General features: G+C 51.1%; 13 protein-coding genes. 8 read left to right on the top strand and 5 right to left on the bottom strand.

Features of this window, described 5'->3' with window-relative positions:
* Positions 1-120 precede the first annotated feature (120 nt).
* Both ACI1P2_RS01155 and ACI1P2_RS01150 read right to left on the bottom strand, forming a co-directional pair.
* The gene (locus ACI1P2_RS01155) at positions 121-381 is read right to left on the bottom strand and encodes an aspartyl-phosphate phosphatase Spo0E family protein (RefSeq protein WP_355316057.1); all 261 of its coding nucleotides are present in this window, start codon (positions 379-381) and stop codon (positions 121-123) included.
* Between the two features lie 143 nt (positions 382-524).
* The gene (locus tag ACI1P2_RS01150) at positions 525-1409 is read right to left on the bottom strand and encodes a glycosyltransferase family 2 protein (RefSeq protein WP_355316055.1); all 885 of its coding nucleotides are present in this window, start codon (positions 1407-1409) and stop codon (positions 525-527) included.
* A 543-nt stretch (positions 1410-1952) separates the two neighbouring features.
* On the opposite strand from ACI1P2_RS01150, the gene ACI1P2_RS01145 reads away from it, so the two are divergent.
* Complete coding sequence (locus ACI1P2_RS01145; protein ID WP_355316053.1) at positions 1953-2414, top strand: pyridoxamine 5'-phosphate oxidase family protein; 462 nt, start codon at positions 1953-1955, stop codon at positions 2412-2414.
* Between the two features lie 84 nt (positions 2415-2498).
* Here the strand turns inward: ACI1P2_RS01145 and ACI1P2_RS01140 are convergent, their stop codons facing one another.
* Positions 2499-3293, bottom strand: coding sequence for an SDR family NAD(P)-dependent oxidoreductase (locus tag ACI1P2_RS01140; protein ID WP_355316051.1), 795 nt, complete (start codon positions 3291-3293; stop codon positions 2499-2501).
* Between the two features lie 336 nt (positions 3294-3629).
* On the opposite strand from ACI1P2_RS01140, the gene ACI1P2_RS01135 reads away from it, so the two are divergent.
* Together ACI1P2_RS01135 and ACI1P2_RS01130 are read left to right on the top strand one after the other, a co-directional pair.
* Complete coding sequence (locus tag ACI1P2_RS01135) at positions 3630-3971, top strand: phage tail protein (RefSeq protein ID WP_355316049.1); 342 nt, start codon at positions 3630-3632, stop codon at positions 3969-3971.
* A 42-nt stretch (positions 3972-4013) separates the two neighbouring features.
* On the top strand, positions 4014-7913 hold the full coding sequence (locus tag ACI1P2_RS01130) for an immunoglobulin-like domain-containing protein (protein ID WP_355316047.1): 3900 nt from the start codon (positions 4014-4016) through the stop codon (positions 7911-7913).
* 89 nt (positions 7914-8002) lie between these two features.
* Here ACI1P2_RS01130 and ACI1P2_RS01125 read toward each other — a convergent pair whose 3' ends face one another.
* Positions 8003-8557, bottom strand: coding sequence for a hypothetical protein (locus ACI1P2_RS01125; RefSeq protein ID WP_355316045.1), 555 nt, complete (start codon positions 8555-8557; stop codon positions 8003-8005).
* 236 nt (positions 8558-8793) lie between these two features.
* Between ACI1P2_RS01125 and ACI1P2_RS01120 the strand changes: the two genes are divergently transcribed.
* A complete protein-coding gene (locus ACI1P2_RS01120) occupies positions 8794-9678 on the top strand; it encodes an NAD(P)-dependent oxidoreductase (protein ID WP_355316044.1) in 885 nt (294 codons plus the stop codon).
* A gap of 80 nt (positions 9679-9758) precedes the next feature.
* On the opposite strand, the gene ACI1P2_RS01115 is transcribed toward ACI1P2_RS01120, so the two are convergent.
* Positions 9759-10607 carry a DUF6612 family protein gene (locus tag ACI1P2_RS01115; RefSeq protein ID WP_355316043.1) on the bottom strand — a complete coding sequence of 283 codons (849 nt, stop codon included), beginning with the start codon at positions 10605-10607 and terminating at the stop codon, positions 9759-9761.
* A gap of 391 nt (positions 10608-10998) precedes the next feature.
* On the opposite strand from ACI1P2_RS01115, the gene ACI1P2_RS01110 reads away from it, so the two are divergent.
* From ACI1P2_RS01110 to phnE (ACI1P2_RS01095), 4 genes are all read left to right on the top strand, one after another.
* Positions 10999-12087: a phosphate/phosphite/phosphonate ABC transporter substrate-binding protein gene (locus tag ACI1P2_RS01110; RefSeq protein ID WP_408976097.1), complete on the top strand. Its 1089-nt coding sequence runs from the start codon at positions 10999-11001 to the stop codon at positions 12085-12087.
* A gap of 152 nt (positions 12088-12239) precedes the next feature.
* Positions 12240-13052 (top strand): phosphonate ABC transporter ATP-binding protein, encoded by an 813-nt coding sequence (phnC, locus tag ACI1P2_RS01105; protein WP_355316041.1) that lies wholly within the window; start codon positions 12240-12242, stop codon positions 13050-13052.
* Positions 13045-13860, top strand: coding sequence for a phosphonate ABC transporter, permease protein PhnE (gene phnE, locus ACI1P2_RS01100; RefSeq protein ID WP_355316039.1), 816 nt, complete (start codon positions 13045-13047; stop codon positions 13858-13860). Before phnC ends, phnE (ACI1P2_RS01100) begins: the two co-directional genes overlap by 8 nt.
* 198 nt (positions 13861-14058) lie before the next feature.
* Positions 14059-14865, top strand: a complete 807-nt coding sequence (gene phnE / locus ACI1P2_RS01095; RefSeq protein WP_355316037.1) for a phosphonate ABC transporter, permease protein PhnE — start codon at positions 14059-14061, stop codon at positions 14863-14865.
* The last annotated feature ends 221 nt before the right edge of the window (positions 14866-15086 follow it).

Raw genomic sequence — 15086 nt, 5'->3', positions numbered from 1 at the left:
TCTGTCTAAAATCATTTTTGGAATTAAGATTTGGCAGAAGCCAATGCGATTTGCAAATAAATATACATATTCTCGTAGTTCTCCAAGCTCGTAGGTTTTGAACAGACGACAGACCTGCGATCAGCTTAACGTAACAGCGAAGGGGCTGCAGTACAATTGCGAGTGACCCGGCAAAAGCTCCTCGCGAATAAACTGGCTGCTTCCCACAAAACGTCTTTTGGCTTGTGCATGGAATTTCCGGTTATATTCGTTGATAAGCTCGTCCAAAACCATTGATTGCCTGAGAACAGAGGCATGGGATAATCCGTATTTCTGCTCCAGCTCGTAAAGCTGCTGTCTGGATTCTTCGATTCTCTGACTCAAGCTCACCTGTTCCGGCACACCTATCCCTCCTTTCGCTCACATAATCCTTAGTTTAGGTGCTTATGCCTTTATTTAGGAGAAAAAGATTTAAGAATGAGATATTCAAGATCATAGAAAAGACCAGCCGCTTGAGCTGATCTCTGCCATACTACTTCAAATATTTAATAGGCAGGCTGCCCGGATATGCATCTGGAAAGAGCAAAGGCCAGAATATCCTGATTATAGAGCTTATATTTTTTGTTTTGGTCAAGCAGCCAGTTCGCAAAGCCGGCGGCGGTCCGATAATTTTCAAAAACTCCCGGATTTACCCTGAACTCTGCCAGTCTCATAAAAATTGCGTATTCCTCTTCAGATAACTGCAAGCCCATTTGCGCAAACTGTCTTTTTCTGATTTTGCGGGCGGAGTAGTCCTGGATTTGCCGGTGCTTGGTGGATACTTGTCCCCCATGAATACGATAATAATACAAATTAAGAGGAAGATTGGCAAATTGCGCATTCGGGGCAAGCCGGTTCCATAATTCATAATCCTCTGCATGGAGGTAGTTGGCATCATAGCTGAAACCAAGCCGGTCTATTGAACTGCGTCGCACCATAATGGTAGGATGTGCAATGCAGCAGTGAAACAATAACCAGACTTTGATCTCTTCATGGTGTGGCGGATGTATTTTGACAGGGCCGGGATACTGTGTAATAAACCCTGTTCCGCAAAGATCAATGTTCGGATTTTCATCCATAAACAAGGCTTGCACTTCCAGCCGGTTAAGCGCCGTGATGTCATCGCTGTCCATGCGGGCAATGTACTCACCCTGGGCAATAGCTAACCCCTCATTCAGAGAGGCGACAACACCCTTTTGTTCTGTATGAAAAATCTTCTTAACCCGAATATCCTTAATCTCCTGAATAATGCCTGCAGATCCATCAGTGGAACCATCGTCAATGATAATAAATTCTAGGTCGTCATAAGTTTGCCACAATATGCTGTTGATTGCACCCATTAAATAAGGAGCTGTATTATAGACCGGCATAAGTACAGATATTTTTGGCACTTTACATTCCTCCCCAATAACTTTTCTTTATAAGCCCGAATTTCGAAAGCCCTAAGCCCGTAAGTTCAAGACATTAAATGCTGAAAGTCATGGGATGTAAATAGTTTCGATATGTTGCAGAAATGCGGTGCTACTTGTGGAAGAAAGCGAGACGCTGTAAATGCATGCGGCATTGTCCTTCAAGATGCAAAATGATGGCTTTTGCAACCGGACTTGTGCGAATTGGGGATATGGGCAGCTCTTGCAGGGAAACGGGACTGTAGCACGTCGTTACGAATTTGCGGGATTTGAAGGTACGTGCGCAACCGAACCTTTGCTGGCGCTAGTATAGAGCAGGATGCGATACAATGTTAAAATGGGGTTATCATTATTCGGAGAGCTGTTTATTCAGCGGTACTTTCGAAATTCAAAATATGATATGTTCAAGTTTACTAGGGGGCGCGGGCTTTTAACAAAACAGGCTATTAAACCTGGTATACGGCATTTGGGGTATAAAAAAGTCCTATTAAATAAGCGGAATTTAGTAGGGAAAGGAGCATAGCTATGGAAAAAATACAGATGAGTGAGGAGCTGTTCCACCTGCTTGACGGCAGCAGGCTGGTGAGCAGGCAAGGGGATGCAATGATGCTGCTCACCGTTACGGAGGATCATTGGCCGCATGCCGCGATGATCAGCGCGGGTGAAATCCTGGCATTGGACAGGCAGCAGTTGCGGCTGGCGCTCTGGCCCGGCACCACGACGACAGGCAATATGATCAGGACAGGCAAAGCTACTCTGGTGGCGTTTATTGGTGGCAAGGCGCATTATGTACGGTTGCTGCTTGATCAGCTGCCCGAATTGCCGGATGCGGAATATCCGCGTGCCCGGTTTACGGCGACAGTTGCCGCTTCCAGAACGGATACAGCGAAGTATGCGGATATTTTGACAGGCGTTACCATCCGTTTGAAGAATCCGGCAGAGGTTCTGAAGCGATGGGAGAAAACGCATGAAGAGCTTAGGCGGTAAACAAAGAGCCGGCCCTGCACGATGGATGCATAAGGGCCGGCTTTTTCGTTGACTTGGCTGCGGGAAAACCACGGGCTCCTGATGTTAAATCACACTGCGCACCAATCCGCCATCCGCCCGCAGCGCCGCACCGTTGATAGCCGAGGACAGCGGGCTGCTGACAAAGGCCACCAGGTCGGCGATTTCCTCCGGACGGATCAGACGTTGAATAATGGAAGTGGGCCGATTCTCTTTCATGAATTTTTGCTCTGCTTCTTCAAGTGACAGGTTTTGATCAGGATACAAGCTGTTCAGCATCGTTTCTACGCCTTCAGTCAGGGTCGATCCCGGCATGATGGTGTTAACTGTCACCCGCGTGCCTTTGGTCAGCTCGGCCAGACTGCGGGACAGCGACAGCTCCATCGTCTTGGTTGCACTGTAATGCGGCATTTCCAGAGAAGGCATTACCGCCGCTTCACTGGCAATAAAGATGATCCTCCCTTCATTGTTCCGGATCATGTCATTCAGGTAATGGCGGGTAAGGCGGATGCCGCTCATCACGTTAACCTCGAAGAACTTGAACCATTCCTCATCTGGAATGTCAAAATAATCCGCAGGCTGGAAAATCCCGAGGTTGTTGACGAGAATGTCAAGCTCGGGATGAGCCTCTATCAGCTTCCGGCATCCTTCGGACGTTCCCAGATCTGCCGCGGCAGGCTCAAGCTGGGCATTCGGGTGCTTTTGCCTGATTTCCGCAATCGTCTGCTCGACCTTGTTCAGGTTGCGTCCGTTGATCAGCACGATGGCTCCTTCCGCCGCGAGTGATGCGGCGATGGCTTTGCCAATGCCGGATGTCGAACCGGTTACGAGTGCTTTTTTACCTTTTAACTGAAGATCCATTTCGATTACCTCCTGTTTACGCTGTTCATTTGAGTTAATAAACGTCTTGCTAGTTGTGCCAAACACAGCGGATATAATCCTATTTCTATTTTGCCGCAATCAGCGGAAAAGTGAAGTACGCACCTTCATGTAACATAGGCACTTGCAGGTGCCCTTTTTAATATGCTCAAACAAGCTTTTTAAGCTGCGAAAATTTTTCCTCAAATCAGGTGAAATTGGCTGAGTTTGCAATGTGAAACTTTTGCCATTCATGCTAAGATCGAGTTTGACTATGACTTGTCACGGATAAAGCCGGGAGGATGGGCTGACCACGTGAACATAAGAGGAGGACTAATCATGATTAGAAAATTTGGCAAACAGGCTCTTATGCTCGGTATCTTGGGGGTGGCACTGATTGGAGGCTCGACGGTGAGCCCAGGTCAGGCGGAAGCGTCCACCAATCCGTTTCTTGGCGAGATTCAGCTGTACCCGTATAACTTTGCTCCGATCGGTTGGATGAAGGCCGAGGGCCAGCTTTTGTTGATCTCCGAAAATTCGACTTTGTTTAGCCTGATTGGTACGAATTTCGGCGGCGATGGCCGTACGACATTTGCGCTGCCGGATCTGCGCGGGGCTTCGCCTGTGCCGGGGGTTTCTTACTTTATTTCAATGACCGGCACATACCCTTCGCGTCCCTGATTAATTCGATGTTAAAGATCATGAAAAATATGGGGTGAGGGTGTGTCGAAAGCAAATCGCAATGCACATAAGAAAAAGAAGCCCATCCGGCTGCTGATCCCGCTGCTGCCCGTGATCGGCGGGGCATTTCTGTTTTTGGGGACAGAGGCGGAGGCTGCAGCGCAAAATATAACCCTTGGCAAACCGGTAACCTCCAGCGGGTTTGTTGATCCATATGAACCTTCAAGGGCTGTTGACGGCTCCCAGCAGCCGACCAGCCGCTGGTATCAGGCCGGCACCGGCGAGAAGTGGATTCAGGTGGATTTAGGGGATTATTACAGGTTAAGCCAGTGGACAGTGACGGGCATGGGGGTGTACCCTGAGTGGTCAAACGGATTGGACCCGTACAATTTCCATCTGGAGACAAGCCCCGACGGAACAAAATGGCAGACGGTGGATACAGTGCAAGGAAACACGAACTCGACGGTTGACCGCTCGCTTCCGTCGGTCGAGGCCCGTTATGTAAGGCTGGTCATCGACCAAGGGAATGCGAGCAACAATCAATGGGCATCAGTGCTGGAGTTTGCGGCTTACGGCGAGACGATGACGGTGCCGGCGACACCCGTCAACTTTACAGGAAGCTATCGGGAGAGCGCTGTGCAGCTAGGCTGGGATGCTTCAGCGATGGCATCCTCTTATGAGCTGAGCAGAAACGGCACGGTAATCTATACCGGACCGCTTACCTCTTACAAAGATGCGGATGTTATGCCGGCAGGAGAAATTACATATAGCTTGCAGGCAGTGAATGCAAAAGGGAGAAGCACCGCGGCGGAAATCACGGTAAACATTCCTTCAGAAGCGGAAAGAGCGGCCGAAGCAGCAGCAGCGCTAGCGATTGGCTATGCATCAGGCGACAATGCTGCAGCAGTCACGCAGGATGTTACCCTGCCGCTTGCGGGGCTGGGCGGTGCAGCCGTCAGTTGGAGCTCCAATACGCCAGATACAGTCAGCAATGACGGCAAAGTAGCTCGTCCGCCTTATGATCAGGGAGATCGTTCGGTAGAACTGACGGCGAAGGTTGCGTTTGGAGCGGCGGAGGTGACGAGGACTTTTGACCTGACCGTATTGAAAGAGACGGCTGAAACAGCCCTGGCAAGGGCAGAGCGGGAGCTGACGCTGGGCGATTTGACGGCTGTTGCTGGAAGTCTTACTCTGCCAGCAGCTGCTTATGGCGGCACGCAGGTTGAGTGGTCTTCAAGCGAACCGGATATTATTGCGCCAGACGGAACGGTTCGCAGACCGGCTTATATGAAAGGGGACGCGGATGTAACCCTGACCGCCGTGCTCCGCCTGGACGGACTGGAACGGACCAAGACGTTCACCGCGCATGTCCTGAGTCTGCCGATCAGCGATGAAGAAGCGGTCCGGGTTGTGCACCAGTCGCTGACCCTGCCTGTGACGACGGTGACTTATGATCTTGAGCTGCCGGACAGCGGGGCTGACGGGGTCAGCATTACCTGGAGCTCGTCACGGCCTGACCTGCTGGATTCGAGCGGACGGGTCACCTTGCCCGGTTATCTGGAAGGGGATCAGATCGTAGCTTTGGAGGCGACCGTTTCCAGGGGGCAGTATTCACTTACAAAACAGTTCTCGCTGCTGCTGCCCGCTCAGCCGCTTCGTCCGGAGGAAGCGGTGCGGCTGGCGGCAGATATGATTGCTCTGGATTATACACAGGGGATTAAGGATTCCATTGCCCTGCCGCGCTCGGGCGCATTTGGTACCGGGATTGCTTGGGAGTCCGACCGGCCGGAAGTTCTGGATACCGATGGCCGGGTGAACAGGCCTGTATATTCGGATGGAGATGCCGCTGTTCAATTGACGGCAACCGTGTTCAAGGATGCGGCTTCCGTACAGCGGACATTCAAGCTGACTGTTCTGAAAGCTTTGCCTAATATGCCTTATGTTCGCCTGAACGGAACGAATCCCGTGCTGGTGGAGAGCGGGGACAGCTTCACGGACCCGGGAGCAAGCGTAGTGGAGAGCGTCTACGGAACGGTGCTGGCGGCAGGCATTCAGGGAACGGGGACGGTGGATACGGATACACCGGGGATTTATGCGTTGAGCTATAACTACAGCAGCGGTGAAGGATGGACGGCGGAGCCCGCCCGGCGCGAGGTGCAGGTTCGTCCCCGCCCGGTATCGGCTGCAAACGGCGGAGGCGCGGAAGGGTCCGTGACCATATCTGGTGCCGCCCCTGGTGCGCGGCTGGAGCTCTATAACAGCGGGCAGGAGTTGGTGGCCGAAGCGACTGCTTCGGCAGGCGGGGAGTATATCTTTACTCCGCTTGCTGAAGGAGCCGGGTATTATGCGGTACAGGTGGTAAACGGTATGACCAGCTCTCCGTCAGCTCTCGTATTCGTGAAAAGCTTAACCGTAGCGGACGTAGCTGCCTCCATCATATCCGTTCAGGATCCGGCCAGGGGAGAAAATGTGCTGCGGCTGCCTGCAGTGCCTTCCGGGTTCCGGATTGCTGTCAGCAGCAGCCATCCGTCGATCGTGCGGACAGATGGGGTGATTCTTCCGCCTGCATTCGATACACAGGTTTCGCTGGTACTTGAGGTGGCAAAGGATTCCGACGGATCTAGGGCCTTAACCCGTCCGATGGTCATCACGGTTCCTGGCACGCAGACGCCAGGGGGCGGAGGCTCATCCGATCACGACAAACGTCGAAGCAGCAGTACATCGCTGCAGCGGTCCATCCTGCTAGAACAAGGCCGTACGGTCATGGTATATACACTTACGGCTGCGTTTCTGGACGAACAGATCAGGCGGGCAAAGTCTTCTGGTTCGGATGTTGTCCTGATAGAGCTTGCCGATGAGAAGCAAATCAGCCGAGTCATAAGTTCTCCGGATTTATTGAGCAGACTCGGCAGCAATATGGGGGTGTTCATCCAATCCCAATATGCGGAAGTAAAGCTGCCGCCGAAGGAGCTCGTTAAGCTGGCGGCTTCGGGGCAGGAGCTGCGGGTGTCGCTTGATGGAAGCATCGGCTCCGAAGACGGCTCCTTCAGTTCGGGGGCCAGCGAAGGGCAGTTTCGGCTTGCCGGTCCTGCAGTACGGATAGAGAATACTGTGGCCGGGACATCGCAAGTTCAGCTGCCCGTGGAAGGAATGAAGGCAGCCTTGTCAGCCGCTGCAAAGGCTGGGAATCTATATGTGCTGGCCTATTACGCAGACGGATCGAAAGAGACCCTGCCGGCCGAAGTGCTGTATGATACATCCGGTCAAATCATCGGGGCTGCCTTTGTCATGAAATCGTCGGGGACTTTTGCTGCTGCTGTAACGGAGGACGCTTCTGTACCGCCCGATAATGGCTTGACGCCGCCCGTCTCCAGAGTCGGAGCCGATCCGGAGGGGATGATGGCAGCAGCTTGGACAGATGCGCAGGGACACTGGGCAGCCGATGCGCTGCAATCGCTGGCTGAACGAGGATGGATGCAGGGATATGAGGACGGCACGGTTCGGCCGGATCGTCCCGTGACACGCGCTGAGTTCGTTTCTATGCTGATCAAGGTGCTAGGTACAACTGAAGCGGGCACAAGCCCCGCGTTCTCCGATCTGGAAGGGCACTGGGCCGCATCGGCTATCCAGAGCGCATATGCCCAGGGATGGATCAGGGGAGTGTCATCCGGCGCTTTCGGACCGGATGACAGCCTGACCCGCGAGCAGGCCATGGTTATTCTGGCTAATGCAGCGGGAACTGGCGCGGCGTCTGCGGACAAAAGCCTTGCGGATTCATTTACGGACGGCAATCAGGTGTCCGGATGGGCTGTATCTGCATTGCAGCAAGCTGTGGCTGCAGGTTGGGTTCACGGATATCCGGATGGGACACTAAAGCCTGCCGCAACGATCAGCAGGGGCGAGACTGCGAAGCTGCTGATCCGGGCATTGGAATTGAAATGATGGATCGCAAGCACAAAAAAGCACGGTTTCACCGGATTTCCGGCAAACCGTGCTTTCCTTTTTCTAGACGGCAGCTTTCCTAGAGTAAATTACAGAGATTTCAGCGTCTTGTCCAGCTCGGCACCGTATTCGGTGGAAGCCGGATCAGTCGTTTCTTCAGCGTTATAGTAGTACAGAATCAGGGCATTTTTGTGTTCAAACGCCAGGTATTTTAAAGGCAGGCTCTCGGTCTGCTCTTTGAAATTGGCCAGCCCTGCCTGACGTGCTTCTTCGGAGTCGAAGGTGTAAATAGTAACGACTTCTTCTTCGCCGGACTTTGTTTTCACGGTGTTACGGTCAGGCTGTGTGTCGTTCAGCACCCAATCGTTTTCGGCCTTGCTGGATGTAAGGGTAATGCCTTCCTTTTGCATTGCGGTTTTAATGCTGTCCGCCGTCAGTTCTTCCGCTCCCGCAGATTCTGTTCCCGGATCAGTTTCACCGTTCTGACCGTTTTCTGCATTAGGTTCCGTGCCCGGCTGAGTTTGCGTGTTCTCGGTATTTTGTCCGCTGTTAGTCTCACCTGCCGGCGTCGCGCCATCATTGTTCGAGCAGGCGGCGAGGGTGAGCAGGGAAACGGCAAGCATAAGACTCGCTAAAAATTTCATAGTTGACCTCCTGTGTCTTTCACGTCCATACAGCCTTCATAAGGACGCAGATTTATAGATACCATGTGTTTTATTTAACCATATGTAAAGTAAGTTAAACAATATTAAAGGGAAAAATACCACAAGATGGAACTGGGGAATGGCTGCATTTACCTCCCCTCGACCCGATGGTATGATTGAGAGAACAAGCTTGTCATGTCATGCCAAAACGGAAATGAGTAAATGGAGGAATAGAGATGAGCAGCAAATTGGAGCAGGCGACTGTAGGTTTTATCGGAACAGGAGTAATGGGAAAGAGCATGGCCCGGCACATTATGAAAGCGGGGCATAAGGTCCATGTGTACACGCGGACGGCATCCAAAGCCGATGAGCTGGTGCAGGAGGGAGCAGTGTGGCAGGATACTCCTGTCAAGCTGGCGGCTGAATGTGATGTGATTATTACGATGGTCGGATATCCCCATGATGTGGAGCAGATCTATCTGGGAGAGGACGGTCTGATTGCGCACGCGCACAGCGGTGCTTATCTGATCGATATGACCACCTCCAGTCCGCTACTGGCAAAGCGGATTTATGAAACCGCAGCAGCGAAAGGACAACATGCGCTGGATGCTCCGGTATCCGGCGGGGATATAGGGGCAAGGGAAGCGAGACTGTCCATTATGGTCGGCGGCAATCAGGAGGATTACGAAGCGGTGCTGCCCATCCTCAAGCTGATGGGAACCAACATTGTGCTGCAGGGTACGGCCGGCGCAGGGCAGCATACGAAAATGTGCAACCAGATCGCCATTGCCACGAATATGATCGGTGTATGCGAGGCGCTTGCCTACGCCAAGTATGCGGGGCTGAATCCGGAACAGGTGTTGAAAAGCATCGAGAGCGGTGCGGCGGGAAGCTGGTCGCTGAGTAATCTGGGACCACGAATGATTGCCGGCAACTTCGAGCCTGGCTTTTATGTGAAGCATTTTATCAAGGATATGGGAATTGCGCTGGAATCGGCAAAGGAAATGGGTATGGATACCCCCGGGCTGGCATTGGCGGTGTCCTTGTACCGGCAGCTGTCTGAGCTCGGCTATGACGAAAAAGGAACACAGGTGCTGTACAAGCATTGGGTGAACGACTGACAAGATAGGAGCGTCTTACAACATGCGAAAGAGTGCCCCTGGTCCAATGACCTTCTGGGCACCCTCGTTTCGTTCCAGTCTTATTGAGCCTTGCGCACTTCTTCCGGAACTGTCACTTCCACTTTATTAAAGTTGCTCATTTTGCCCTGCATATCCATCTTGATTTGCATTTTCTGCCCTTCCATGTCCATTCCCATATCCATGGTTACGTTAAAGTCCACAGGGAAGTTGGTTTTTTTATCAATGTTGTAGGACATATTCATGTTGTTGATGTCCATCTGATCCAGCATGGCTGCCGTGGAAGCGTCGCCGCCGCTGGATTGCTCCATGTAGCTTTTCGCCAGGTCCTTCACCTTGTCGCCGGATACCTCCGCTGCCAGCTTATAGTGTTCTCCTTCATCTGTTACCTTAACATCGTCGATAATCGTTTCCAGCTGCTTGAGCTGCTCTTCCGGGCTGCCTTGGGCTTTCATCTGTTCCAGTATTGGCGCGGCCGTTTCATCAGGAATCTTTACCCACGAGCCGTCCACATTGGTGTATACCCCGTCGGAGGTTATGTATTGTTTGATGTCCTGCGGCTCGGAGTCAGGCATAGCCATCGTCATTTCCTGATACATGGCGAATGGCTCATTGACCATATCCACCTTCATGTCCATATTGACTTTCTGGGTTTGCTCCGTCCCGTTGGCGTTTATGGTGATATCCTGTTTAATGGTGCTGTCCATCGTCAAGCTTTTCATCTCCTGGCCGGCGGCCGTTACCTTTTCAATCAGCTCTTTTGCTGTAGGAATGGATTCAGCCGGGGCGGTTTGTTCCGTTGCCGGCTTAGTTGCAGTGTTTCCCGCAGGACTTTGTGCTTCCTCTTTTCCGCAAGCGGTAATACTGGCAATCAATACGGTTCCTAATAACACAGATGTCCATTTCTTCAAAGCAAGTTCCCCCTAATTGTAATCTATATGTAATGATATCCAATTGCTGGTGTGAAAACAGCGGACTAAATACCTTACTTGAACCTTTCATAGAAAAGGTAGATAATTACCAGATTTTAAGCAGCTTCTAGGTGGAAGGTCACAAATGTTCCGTCTGGAAAGTAATATTATGGAAAACTATTATTTAAATATCAAGAGATTAAAAATTTAAGTTTTCGCATTTGTATGAAATTGTAAATCTATCAGCGTATTAGAGTTCTTCTTTACAATAAAAGTAAGGTTTTTCATTCTTTTTACATAGGATTAACCCCTCTCTGATGCTTTGGAAGTATGATAGTTCATGTTTCGAAGCAATATCATTATCAATCCACTAAAAAGGGGTCTTTCGTAAGTGAAAAACAAATTCATGCTTCTTATCCTGTTTACTTTGGTCATCGGGCTGTTGGCCGGCTGCGGTTCCGGCGGTGCGTCCACTGGCACCAACGCCTCGGAAAACCAGGCTGCGAACGAATCGTCCGACGGCGCTGCTTCCGGAAACAAGGAAATTCAAGAGCTGAAAGTGAGCTTTGTGCCATCCAAGGATCCGGAACAAATCATCACAACAACGGAGCCGCTCAAGGAATTGTTGAAAAAGCAGCTGGAAACCGAAGGCTACACGGTAGGCAACGTTGACATTAATGTGGGGACGACTTATGAAGCGGTAGGAGAAGCGCTGGCAGCCGGTACTACAGACATCGGTTTTATCCCAGGCGGTACATACGCTTTGTATGATGATGGCGCAGATGTAATTTTGACGTCAACCCGTGCGGGGCTGTCCAATGATTCGGATGCTGCAAAAGACTGGAACGATAATAAACCTACCAAGCCAACTGATGAGCAGGTTACCTATTACCGCAGTCTGTTTATAACAGGTCCTTCTGAAAAAGGAAAGGCTTTGGCGGAAAAAGTGAATAAAGGTGAAGAACTGACCTGGGATGATCTGAACAGCGCGAACTGGGCTGTGATGTCTTCTTCCTCCTCGGCCGGTTATATTTATCCAACATTGTGGCTGCAGGATCATTACCAAAAGAGCATTACGGATCTTGCTCATGTAGTCCAATCTGACTCTTACGGCAGCTCCTTTGCACGGCTGGCAGCTGGGCAGGCGGACATTGTCGTGGCTTATGCCGATGCAAGAAGAGATTATGAGGGCCAATGGACGACCGACTTTGGCCGCAAGGGCATCATCTGGGATGAAACCAATGTGATTGGCGTAACACAGCCGATTTACAATGATACGATCAGCGTGAGCAAAAGCAGTACGGTGATGGACAATGATCTTAAAGCAGCGCTGCAGCGTGCCTTCATCGCCATTGCCCAGACGCCTGAAGGAAAAGAGGTCATCGCGGTTTATACTCATGAAGGCTACAAGGAAGCCCAGGCATCCGACTATGATGGAGAAAGAAAAGCACAGGAGCTGCTGAGAAGCATGAAGAAGTAACAGTCGGAGCTTTGCTGATAAAATCAAAGATATTTTGCCTTCGGTAAAAATCACTTTTCATTGAACATCGCGTTTACAAGCAAACGCTAAATAAAACCTAATGAGAACATCGGCGTTGGTTGATGTTCTCATTTTTTGATTGGAGTATTAGCATGATCGAATTTATGAATGTAGAAAAAACCTATTCCAACGGGACGACCGCACTGCGCAACATTAATCTGAAAATCGGGCAGGGTGAATTTGTGGCTGTGATCGGTTTATCCGGGGCAGGCAAGTCAACGCTCATCCGCTGCATCAACCGGATGCATGAGATCACCGGCGGCACATTGCTGGTGGACGATGTCGATGTAGCCAAGCTGAAGAGTGGGCAAATTCGCCGTTTCCGCCGCAGAATCGGCATGATTTTTCAATCCTTTAACCTGGTGACGAGAACTACCGTGATCAACAATGTGCTGGTTTCCTTTGTTCCCGAGCTTCCGTTGTGGCGCAAATGGACAGGTATTTTTACGAAGGAGCAGAAGATCAAAGCGCTGGAGGCTCTGGATAAAGTGGGGATTCTGGATAAAGCTTTTGTTCGTGTGGACCAGCTGTCCGGCGGCCAGCAGCAGCGGGTTGCCCTTGCGCGGACCCTTGCTCAGAATCCGGATATCATTCTTGCGGACGAGCCGATTGCATCACTCGATCCGGTGACTTCCCGAGTGGTGATGGACGATTTCAAAAACATTAACAAAGCCATGAACATTTCCGTCATTATGAATATTCACCATGTGGATATGGCTCTTGAGTATGCCGACCGGATCATTGGAATCAGGAGAGGTGAAGTCGTTTTTGACGGGGAGACACCCAAGGTGACGCCGGAAATTCTTGACCATATCTATGGCGGCAAATGGGCGGAGGAGAAGGCATCTTTGCAGGAGAATGTTGCGGAGCAGCTTCCGGCAGGAGGGAACTCGCTGTATGTTTGACAGAATCTTTTCCCCCCGGCAAATAAACCTGCCCAACGGAAAGGTCGTTTTGCAAAAGAGGTCGCGGACGCCGTTTGTTCTGCTGATACTGGTGATCTGTACAATTGCATCCATCCCATTCACCGACTTTAAAATGGATATCCTTGCTAAGCGCATCGGCCAGTTCTTCGTAATTATCGGCGACATGATTCCGCCAAATTGGGGCAGCTTCCCGGGAATTTTGGGACCGCTGCTTGATACGCTCAAGATGTCCCTGCTCGGCTCCATGATCGGAGCTTTATTGGCTCTTCCCGCTGCCGTGCTGTCTTCTTCGAATATTGTTCATAACAAGGTGATTGTGGTCATCAGCAAAACGGTGTTAAGCCTCCTGAGAACGCTGCCCACTCTCGTGACGGCGCTGATCGCAACTTTTATTTTCGGGCTCGGTCCCATGGCAGGGACGGTTGCGATTATGCTGTTTACCCTGTCCTATGTCGGAAAGCTGCTCTATGAGCAAATTGAAAATGTCGATATGGGCGCCTTTGAAGCGATGGAATCCCTCGGAATGACGAGAATTCAGGCCTTTCGTTATGCGACCCTCCCCCAGGTGCTTCCGGGCTACCTGTCGACCTCTCTGTTTTGCTTTGAGGGAAATGTTCGTTATGCAGCTATTCTGGGTTACGTCGGGGCCGGGGGAATTGGCCTGCTCATCAATGAAAACCTGGGCTGGCGGGATTATTCAGGCGTAGGCATGATTATTCTGGCGTTAATCGTAACCGTATACTTGATTGAGACAGTCAGCGAGCATTTCCGGAAAAAGCTAATATAAGAGGTAGTTCAAAAAGTCATCTTTTGATCACGAAGGAAGTCAGGAAGCGGACTCGACATCGAATCTTGAATTCAGCCGGGCCTTCCGGTGCTCACGTACCCTAAGTACGCTCCGCTCCTCAGTCCCTGCTTCATCCAACCTTCTCGGTGCTGAAAACCTGACTTTTTGAACATACATTATGAGGGAGAAGTTTGAGTTATGTCGACATTAGAAAAACAGCTGCTTGCTGCACCGCGCAAGGCCCGTTATTTCCTGACCGTCGCGGCGGTCGTGCTGGTGCTCTTTATCTGGTCGCTGACGTCTGTAAGCTTTCAGGATATGGATCAAAGCGGGGCCCGGATTGCGCTTAATATTTTTAAAGGTCTGCTGCAGCCGGACCTCGGCCTGCTGTTCAATTTCACCGCGCAGGGTGTTTTATATTTACTCGTTCAAACCATTGCCATTGCTTTTCTTGGTACGCTTGTAGGCTCAGTGCTGGCGGTTCCGCTTGCTTTTTTGGCAGCCTCCAATATCGTTCCAAGGCCCGTTTCCTGGCTGACAAGGCTTGTGCTCATTACGATCCGGACCATTCCGGCACTCGTCTATGGATTGATGTTTATCCGGGTCACGGGGCCGGGGCCTTTCGCGGGGGTTCTTACGCTTGGGCTTGTCTCCATCGGGATGCTGGCCAAGCTGTTCGTGGATGCCATTGAGGAACTGGATACCCGTGTGCTGGAATCGATGACCTCTGTCGGCTGTACGACATTTGAAAAGATCCGGTTTGGCATTGTGCCGCAGCTGTTATCCATGTTTTTATCGGTCATGATCTACCGGTTTGATATGAATATGCGTGAAGCGTCCATTCTGGGGCTTGTTGGGGCCGGGGGGGTCGGTGCACCGCTTATTTTTGCCATGAGAAGCTATAAGTGGAGCGAGGTCGGTTCCCTTTTGATCGGGCTTATTGTGCTTATTTTAATCATTGAATGGGTATCCAACCGGCTTCGGTCGAAATTAGTCCAGGGATAACATGTTGTGGCGGGGGCGAACTCTTTGGCTGTTGTGAGACGCTCCGGGAACGAAGCATTCCTACAATCGCTGTTGTCCCCAAATTTCCAATTAGTACTTTAGCGGAAGAAATTCGGGGACAAAGGCGAGCGCTCCGCTTTTCCGGAATTGCTTCGTTCTCTCCGCTGCTGCGTGCGTCTCCCTGCCAAAAACAACATAAAAGCAAAATTTTCTCCGGGATT

The sequence above is a fragment of the Paenibacillus jiangxiensis genome (assembly GCF_046098255.1).
GTDB lineage: Bacteria > Bacillota > Bacilli > Paenibacillales > Paenibacillaceae > Paenibacillus > Paenibacillus jiagnxiensis.
Note: the sequence above shows the minus strand (reverse complement) of the source record. Positions and strands in the feature narration are given on the sequence as shown.